This window comes from Paraburkholderia sp. JHI2823 (assembly GCF_038900695.1).
Taxonomy (GTDB): domain Bacteria; phylum Pseudomonadota; class Gammaproteobacteria; order Burkholderiales; family Burkholderiaceae; genus Paraburkholderia; species Paraburkholderia mimosarum.
The window spans coordinates 1-472 of record NZ_JAYMRY010000228.1; the positions used below are offsets into that span (position 1 = coordinate 1).

1 pseudogene is annotated in these 472 nt (G+C 66.1%); it reads right to left on the bottom strand.

Going from position 1 to position 472, the window contains the following annotated elements:
- Nucleotides 1-160: 160 nt before the first annotated feature.
- Nucleotides 161-472, bottom strand: a pseudogene (locus tag VSR34_RS38425) (hypothetical protein); the annotation flags it as partial.

Below are 472 nucleotides of genomic sequence, written 5' to 3' on the forward strand. Positions count from 1 at the left end.
GTGTCGCAGCAGGTCAGCGAAAACGTGAACATGCTCATGGCGTCGACATCCTCGAGCACGCACACGTCGATCAGGTCGGCCGTCGCCGCTTCCGGCAGCGGCGCGCCATTGATCTTCAGCCCAAACTCGGGCGCGAGCGTATCGAAGCCGGTGCGCGCGTTCACAGGATGTCCTCCGCTCTGATGACGCGCGAGGCGCTCGGGCGCACCGGCGGCAGCAGGATCGTCGAGCCTGGCGCGAGCGCGAGCGGATCGTCGATGCCGTGGGCCGCCGCGAGGTCACGCCAGCGACTCGCATCGGCATACTCCTGCGCGGCGATGCTGGCGAGCGTCTGCCCGCGCTTGACGGTCCAGACCTTGGCGACGTCAGCGGACATCAGATTCTGCTTCTTGCGATCGTCGATGTTCGAGCGCCATTGCTTGAACGAGCATTTGAGCGTGGCGCGCACGGGCGTGCCGAGTTCGGTGAACAT